The following is a 7,999-nucleotide window of genomic DNA, read 5'->3' as shown; positions in this document are numbered from 1 at the left end:
GCCCGGAGGCCCCCACAGCGCCCGATTCCGCGAACGCGCGCCCCCTCATGGACGCCTGATGGAACACGAACTCAAGACCCTCACCGCGCGCCTGCTCGCCCATCGCTGGCTCCCGCGCAACGACCGGCTGGTGCGCCGCGCGCTGGTCGACGAAACCTTCCGCGTCGAACTCGACCACCGCCTCGCAGCCGTCGGCCTGCAACTTCAGGACAACCCCTACGCCGGCCACGTCGCAGCCGTGCTCACCCCGGAGATGTTCGAGCCGGTCTTCGGCGCCCGCCGCGAATACGCCGCGAGCAACGTCGGGCTCACGCGCGACGAGGTCGCGCTGCTGGTCGTCATCTGGGCGCTCATCATCCTGCCGAAGCGCGAACGCCAGGTCACCCGGCGCGAGCTGGCGGACGACGGCCAGGGCGACATGTTCGGTGCCGACAAGCCGGTCGTCCACGGCGACACGGTCTCCGGCGGACTCCCGGAAGCCTCGCTCATCGCCGACTTCGGCCCGCTGCTGGGCGGCAAGACCAAGGTCAAGAACTTCATGCTCGGCAAACTCGCCCGCCTGGGCTTCATCGAGCGGCGCAACGGCGTGCTGTACGAAGGGCCCCTGCTCGACGTCGCGCTCGACTATCGCGTGCTTGCCGACCGCATCATCCACGGCACGCTCGCCGACGTGCTGAAGAACGCAGGACACGCCGTCCCCGCAGCCAACGCCTTCGAGGCGGCCGAAGTCCTGCCCGACGTCGATGACCAAGAGGAAGACGCCTGATGTTCCACATCAAGCAACTGGAGCTCGTCCACTGGGACTACTGGCGCCGGTTCACCCTGCCGCTCGACGCACAGATCATCACCATCGTCGGCCCCAACGGCTCGGGCAAGACGACGCTGCTCGACGCCCTGCGCACCCTGTTCGCGCTGCGCTGCTCGGGCAAGCGCGACTTCCGCCGCTACGTGCGCCGCGCCGAACGCAGCTTTGCTTGGATCCGCGCCGTTGTCGCGAACAAGCCGGGCACCTCCGGCCGCCGCCCGTTCTTCCCCTGCCTGCACGACGAAGTCACCCTCGCCTGCCGCATCCGCCGAGGCGGCGGCGAATGGACGCGCGATTACGCCATCATCGACGGCGATCAGCCCATCGAGGCGCTGGAACAGTCCGAAGACTGGATCGGCCTGCGCGACTACCAGAACCGGCTCGCCTGGGGCGGACTCACGCCCGCGATCGCCAAAGTGCTCGCGCTCGAGCAGGGCGACACCGACAAGCTGTGCGAATACTCCCCGCGCGCGCTGCTCGAACTCGTCTTCGACGTTTTCGGCGACAAGGAAGTGCTCGACAACTACCAGGCCGCACGCGAGGAACAGAAGAGCGCCGAGCGCGAACTTGCCGACCTCAGCCTCGACCTCGACCGCCTGCGCGCCCAGGCGGAGGGACGGCGCCTCGAAGCCGACAACTACCTGCAGTGGAAACAGCTCGCTGACGAGACGCACGCGCTCGAGGCCGAGATTGTTCCGCGCCTGGAGGCCGCCGAGCTTGCGCGCGACGTTGCCGCCGAGCGTGGCGAGCTTGCCCGCCAGCGGGGCGAATATGCGCTCAGGCAAACCGAGCGCCGCGCCGCCCGCCAGCGCCTGGACGTGGTGCAGGACGAAAAGACGGAAGCGGAAAGCCGGCGCACCACGCTGCGCGCCGAACTCGACGCGGCCGGGACGACCCACCTCGAAGCGCACGACGCCGTGCGCGATCTCGAGAAGCTCATTACCGAGCGCGACAACCTGCGCGCCCAGCTCGCCGCCGAGCACGGCGCCGACGCCGTTGCGCTCGAGGCGCAGCACGAAGCGGCCGAAGCCGCGCTGCGCGAAATGAAGGCGCGCGAGCGCACGCTCGTCGCCGAATTCGAGGACAAGACGACTTCGCTGCGCAATGCCAAGAGCCGCTCCGGGCCGCCGTCCGACCCCGAGGTCGCCCGCTTCCGCGCCGTGCTCGACGCCGAAGGCATCGCCCACTGCGGTCTTGCCGAGATCGTCGAGGTCACCGACGTCACCTGGCAGGCTGCGCTCGAAGCCGTGCTGCGCCCCTACCGTCACGTCATCCTCCTCGAGCGTGAATCCGACCGCCATACCGCGTGGGCGCTCGGCGAGCGCGAACGCTTCCGCCACTTCGTGGTGCCGGAGCGCGAGGAGGCCCCGCCCGCAGTCGCCCGCAGCCTCGCCGAGGTCGCGCGCTTCTCGGCGCCGGCCCCGCGCTGGCTGGCAGATCTGCTCAACCGCATCCGCCGCGTCGACAGCGTCGACGCGGCCCGCGACCTGCCTCGCGAGGTCGAATGGATCACCCGCGACGCGTACCACCGCGAGCGGCGCGGCGCCCGCCACCTGGGTCGCCCCGCCGAATTCCACTTCGGTGAACTCGCCCGCCAGGCGCGCATCACCCAACTCGAAGAGGACATCGCCGGGCTTGATCGCCAGCTCCAGCACCTGCGCCCCCGTGTCGCCAAGGCTGCCGAGGAACTTACCACCCTGCGCCAGCGCCTGCTGGGTCTGCAATCCGCTCAGCTGCTTGCCGCAAAGGCAGAGACCTATACCGAGGCTGAAGCCGCCCTGCCCGCCGCCCGCGCCGCACTCACCGCGGCCATCGCGCAGCGAGCCGACGCGCAGGGAGCACTGGACGAACTCGGCGGCCGCATCAACGGCGTCGTCATCGAAATCGACCGGCGCAACCGCGAGCTGCGCGCCATCGACGGCCGCATCACCGAGCTCGAAACCGGCGCCGCGCCGCGCCGCCACGCCCAGGCGCAGCGCATCCAGCGCCTGCGCTCGCTGCGTCGCGGCATGCCCGCGCACTGGCGCGACCCGGCCGAGATCGCTCTGCTGGCCGAACGCTACGAGAACGCCGCCGCCGCAAGGCGCGAGCGCGACCGCCTGCGCGCGCGCCTAGACGAAGGCGACTGGGTCAAGGACCCGACGGTCATCACCCTGTCGGAGCGCCTCAAGGCGGACGTCGCCCAGCGCGAACGCGACTCCCAAGAGCGGCAGGGCTATTGCGCGACCGCCCGCCGGCTCACCGAAGAGGCACGCTCTGCTTACATCGCCAAGCTGCGCGCCACCGTGCGCCAGTACGGCAAGAACCTCAAGGCGCTTGGCGAGCTCGCCGGCGTCGGCGTGGATTGCCCCGCCCCGGCGCTGGGCGACGACGACCTCTCGCTCGGCCACGCCGGACTCGAAGTGCGCTTCGACTTCGACCGCAAGGGTGCCGTCGGCCTCAACGACGGCGAAGCCTCCGGCGGCCAGCAGGTGATGAAGTCCCTGATCCTGCTGATCGCACTGCTGATGGACGACGCGCGCCCCGGCGGCTTTGTCTTCATCGACGAACCCTTCGCGCACCTCGACGTCGCCAACATCGACCGCGTCGGCACCTTCCTGCGCGCCACGCGCGCCCAGTACCTGATCACCACGCCGGTCACCCACAACGCCAACGTTTTCGCCCCGGCGCAGCTCACGCTGGTCACGCGCAAGAAGAAACCCGGCGAGGACTGGGCGCCGACCATCGGCGTACTGGCGCGTGCACTCGCATGAACATGGAAATGTTCGAGCACTTCCCCTGGCTGCCCTTCCTCGTCGCCATCACCGCGCTCACCATGTCGCCGGGCGTCGACTCCCTGCTGGTGATCCGCAACGCGGCCCGCGGCGGGCTGCGCGACGGGCTGCTCACCAGTCTCGGCATCTGCCTCGGACTGTTCGCCCACGCCACCGTCTCGGCGCTGGGCCTGTCGGTCATCCTGCTCGGTTCGGCAACGTTGTTTGCCGCGATGAAGATTGCCGGCGCGGCCTATCTCGCCTGGCTGGGCATCCAAAGCCTGCGCTCCGCGTGGCACGCGCGCGGAATGCAGATTGCGGTGCAGAGCCGGCAGGCGGTGCCGGCCGCGACCTCGCTCCGCGAAGGCCTGCTGTCGAACGTGCTCAACCCCAAGCCGATCATCTTCTACATGGCCTTCCTGCCGCAGTTCATCGATCCGGCCCACTCGGCGCTGCTGCAGTCGCTCGCGATGGCCGCGATGCATTTCACGATCGCGACGGTCTGGCAGGGCTTGCTCGCGCTCATGGTCGAACGCGCCCGCACCCTTCTCGCCCGCCCGCGCGTCAGCCGCATCCTCGACGGCATCACCGGAGTGCTGTTGCTCGGTTTCGGTGCGCGTCTCGCTGCGACCCAATCCTGAATGGAGCCTGCCGCACCCCGCGCCGCCGGATCGTCCCCGCCACGCAGCCGCGCAGCTGATTCGCTTTAGTCCGGCCTTCACAAACGTCGCGAGGCGCCCGACGGACAGGCGTCACTCTCGACCGGGTTCCTCGCGGAACGCGAGAATGGCCCGCCAGAAGTAAAAAGGCCTGACGTTTTCAGGCGTCAGGCCTTCGACCCACTCCTCCTCGCCCACACGGCCAACCAAATCGCGCTGTCTACACCTGCCCCGGCGGTGGCGCCTGAGCTAGCGTAGGGCGCCGACTACCCTGCAGCGTAGAGGCGGCACGCCGGCAACCTGCGGGGCCGGCGCGCCGACTCCCTCTGCTAGGCCACGACAGCTTCCGTTCGCACCGCAGGAACGGCTCGCACGTCCCTCGCCGCCGGCCTGATCCTGAACCAGATCGCGTACAACGCCGGCAAGAACACCAGGGTCAGAGCCGTCCCGGCGAAGGTCCCTCCGATCAAGGTATAGGCCAGCGTTCCCCAGAACACCGACTGGGTAAGCGGTATGAACGCCAGGATAGCCGCGAGCGCGGTCAGGATGACCGGACGCGCGCGCTGCACGGTGGCCTCGACCACGGCGTCGAAGGGCGCCAATCCCTCCTTTTCGTTGTCGCGAATCTGACCGATCAGGATGAGCGTGTTGCGCATCAGGATGCCGGACAGCGCGATCAGTCCGACGAGCGCGTTGATGCCGAACGGCTGGTTGAACGCAAGCAGCGTGGGCACGACCCCGATCAAGCCCAGCGGCGCACTGGCGAACACCATCGCCATGGCGGAGATCGACCGCACCTGGAAGATGATCGTGATCAGCGTCAGCGCGATCATGATGGGGAAGATCGGCGCCAAGGCGCGATTCGCCTTGCCGGACTCCTCGATGGAACCGCCCTCTTCGATCCGGTAGCCGGCCGGCAGCCTGGCGATAGTGGGCTGAAGCTCCTGGAATACTGCGGTGGATACGTCCGGCGGCTGCAAGCCCTCGGCGATGTCACCGCGCACGGTGATCGTGGGCGTGCGGTCGCGGCGGCGCAGGATGGGGTCTTCCATGCGGACGTCCACGGCGCCGACCTGCGACAGCGGAATTCGCTGGCCGGCCGTGCCGACCAGGGTGAAATCGCCGATCCTGCCCGGATCGAGCCGCGTGTTCCCGGCCGAGCGGGCGGCGACCTGCACCGAACGGATGTCCTCGCGCACCTCGGTAACGGGGATGCCGCTCAACAGGAACTGAAGCTGTTGGGCCACGTCGCTGGAGCTCAGGCCGAGGCTCTGCAGCCGGTCCTGATCGAGCGCGAAACGCAGGGTCGGCACGCGCTCACCCCAGTCGGTGTTGACCGTTCGCATCTGCGACGAGGCCTGCATCACGGTGCGAACTTCCGCCGCGATGGCGCGCAGCGTGTCGGGGTCGGGTCCCGTCACTCGGAAGGCCACGGGGAAGGGCGAGTACGGGCCGAACACCAACTGGGTCACCCGCACGCGCGCCTCTGGCGCCAGGCCGTCGGCCACCGCCTGTCGCAGCTTGAGCTTGAGCGCCTCGCGCGCCGCTTGGTCGTCCGTCAGGACGACGATCTTCGCGAACGAGGGATCGGGCAGCTCCGGCGCCATGGCGAGGTAGAAGCGCGGCGCCCCCTGTCCGACGTAGGCCGTGACGATCTTCGCTTCCGGCTGCCCGGCGAGCCACGCTTCGACCTTGGCGGCCGCCGCGCTCGTCTGCTGGATCGATGTGCCATACGGCATCTGGACTTCGACCAGCACTTCGGGGCGATCGGAAGTCGGAAAGAACTGCTTGTTGACCACACCCATGCCCAGGACCGCGACGGCGAAGGCAGCGATCACGCCCACCGCGACCAGCCACTTGCGCCGGATCACGCCACCCAGCAGGCGGCGGAAGCGCTCGTAGTGCGGGGTGGCGTAGAGGGCCTCGTGCGCGCCCTCGCGCTGCGGGTAGTTCGGGAGCAGCTTCACCCCCAGGTAGGGCGTGAACACGACGGCAACGATCCACGACGCGATCAACGCAATGCCGACGATCCAGAACAGATTGCCGGCGTACTCGCCAGCGGTCGACTTGGCGAAGCCGTTCGGCATGAAGCCGATCGCCGTCACCAGGGTCCCGGCGAGCATGGGCGCGGCGGTGTGGCTCCACGCATAGGCCGCCGCGCGGATGCGGTCGTAGCCTTCCTCCATCTTCACCACCATCATCTCGATGGCGATGATGGCGTCGTCGACCAGCAGCCCCAGAGCCAGAATCAGGGAGCCGAGCGTGATCCGGTCGAAGTTCTTGCCGGTCGCCGCCATGACCACGAAGACCGCGGCCAGGGTCAGGGGAACCGCTGCCGAGACTACGATGCCGGCGCGCCATCCCATGCTGAGGAAGCCCACCAGCATGACCACGCCGAGGGCGACGCAGAACTTGACCATGAACTCGTCGACGGCCGAGCGGATATTGACCGACTGGTCCGTGACCTTGGACAGGCTCATGCCGAGCGGCATCTCGGCGTTGATCGCCGCCGCTTCCGCTTCCAGCGCCAGGCCGAGGTCGAGGCCGTTCCACCCCTCCCGCATGACCACACCTAGCAGCAGGGCCGGTTCGCCGTTGTTGCGGATCATGAAGGTGGCCGGATCCTCGTAGCCCCGCTTCACCTCGGCGATGTCGCCGAGCTTCAGCGTACGGCCCCGCGCCACGACCGACGTGTTCCGGATCGCCTCGAGGTCGTCGATCGCCCCGTCCAGTCGGATGAAGACTTGCGGACCCTTGGCTTCGATCGAGCCGGCGGGCGTCATGACGTTGCGCCCGTTCAACGCCCCGAAGAGGTCGCGTGGCGAGACGCCCAGGGTCGCGAGGCGGTCATGGGAGAACTCGACGAAGATCCTTTCGGCCTGCTCGCCGATGATGTTCACCTTCTTGACCCCCGGCACGTGGAGCAGGCGCTGGCGCATGCTCTCCGCGTCGCGCACCAGGTGCCGGTGCGGCTCGCCCTTCGCTTTCACGGCATAGAGCGCAAAGGTCACGTCGGCGTATTCGTCGTTCACCATCGGGCCGATGACGCCCCGCGGCAGCCTGAGCGCCTCGTCGCCGAGTTTCTTGCGCGCCTGATAGAACTCGTCGGGGACCTCGGCGGGCGGTGTGCTGTCGAGCAGGTACACCGTGGTGAAGGCCAGGCCCGGTCGGGTGAAGGTTTCGGTCCGGTCATACCAGCGCAGTTCCTGCATGCGCTTTTCCAGAGGCTCGGCGACCAGCTCTTCCATTTCCTTGGCCGTGGCCCCAGGCCAGGCGGTGACCACGGTCATCTGCTTGACGGTGAAGGCGGGATCCTCCGCCCGACCCAGCGTCAGGAAGGCGACGACCCCGGCGACGAATATCGCCAGCATCAGGAACAGGGTGACCGGGCGCTCGCGCACGGCGAGGGCGGAGAGATTGAAGGCGCTCATTGGACGCCCCCCACGCTCGCAACATCGGCTCGCTGCCCCCCGAGGGGGGTGGAGGGGGGAATTCGCGAAGCACTGCTTTGCGCCCGCGGAACGGGCCTGCTGTGCAAAGCCGGCCCTCCAGAGCTTACTTGGGGCGGCCCGGCGTGCGCTCGTTGCCGTTCCCCACCGGCCGCCGCCACGCTTGGCGCGGCGTCGCCGTCAGCCAGTCGCACCGGCTCGCCTTCGTGCAGCAGATGCGCGCCGAGCACGACCACGCGATCACCCGCCTTGAGTCCACCAACGACCGCGGCCGCGTCGTCACTGAGGTCGGCCAGCTGCACGGCGCGCCAGGTGACCCGCGGCCCCTGCCCA

Annotated in this window: 5 protein-coding genes; 4 read left to right on the top strand and 1 reads right to left on the bottom strand. The window is 68.9% G+C overall.

The window, feature by feature from the left end:
* The first annotated feature begins 58 nt into the window (after positions 1–58).
* Genes GPA27_RS27365 through GPA27_RS27355 form a run of 3 tightly spaced genes read left to right on the top strand, consistent with a single transcriptional unit; the run spans position 59 to position 4,199 of the window.
* The gene (locus GPA27_RS27365) at positions 59–766 is read left to right on the top strand and encodes a hypothetical protein (protein WP_169143573.1); all 708 of its coding nucleotides are present in this window, start codon (positions 59–61) and stop codon (positions 764–766) included.
* Positions 766–3,558 carry an AAA family ATPase gene (locus GPA27_RS27360; RefSeq protein ID WP_169143572.1) on the top strand — a complete coding sequence of 931 codons (2,793 nt, stop codon included), beginning with the start codon at positions 766–768 and terminating at the stop codon, positions 3,556–3,558. The genes GPA27_RS27365 and GPA27_RS27360 overlap by 1 nt, the downstream gene beginning before the upstream one ends.
* Complete coding sequence (locus GPA27_RS27355) at positions 3,555–4,199, top strand: LysE family translocator (protein WP_246261523.1); 645 nt, start codon at positions 3,555–3,557, stop codon at positions 4,197–4,199. The genes GPA27_RS27360 and GPA27_RS27355 overlap by 4 nt, the downstream gene beginning before the upstream one ends.
* A gap of 347 nt (positions 4,200–4,546) precedes the next feature.
* Here GPA27_RS27355 and GPA27_RS27350 read toward each other — a convergent pair whose 3' ends face one another.
* A complete protein-coding gene (locus GPA27_RS27350; protein ID WP_169143571.1) occupies positions 4,547–7,648 on the bottom strand; it encodes an efflux RND transporter permease subunit in 3,102 nt (1,033 codons plus the stop codon).
* A gap of 152 nt (positions 7,649–7,800) precedes the next feature.
* Between GPA27_RS27350 and GPA27_RS27345 the strand changes: the two genes are divergently transcribed.
* Positions 7,801–7,999: hypothetical protein (locus tag GPA27_RS27345; RefSeq protein WP_211165282.1), on the top strand; the 199-nt coding region annotated here is incomplete at its 3' end.

This window comes from Aromatoleum toluolicum (genome assembly GCF_012911005.2).
Classification (GTDB): Bacteria; Pseudomonadota; Gammaproteobacteria; order Burkholderiales; family Rhodocyclaceae; genus Aromatoleum; species Aromatoleum toluolicum.
Note: the sequence above shows the minus strand (reverse complement) of the source record. Positions and strands in the feature narration are given on the sequence as shown.

Bases quoted from the DNA above. Each gene is read 5' to 3' on its own strand.
- GPA27_RS27365 (WP_169143573.1), top strand. From the start codon at position 59: ATGGAACACGAACTCAAGACCCTCACCGCGCGCCTGCTCGCCCATCGC.
- GPA27_RS27360 (WP_169143572.1), top strand. From the start codon at position 766: ATGTTCCACATCAAGCAACTGGAGCTCGTCCACTGGGACTACTGGCGC.
- GPA27_RS27355 (WP_246261523.1), top strand. From the start codon at position 3,555: ATGAACATGGAAATGTTCGAGCACTTCCCCTGGCTGCCCTTCCTCGTC.
- GPA27_RS27350 (WP_169143571.1), bottom strand. From the start codon at position 7,648: ATGAGCGCCTTCAATCTCTCCGCCCTCGCCGTGCGCGAGCGCCCGGTC.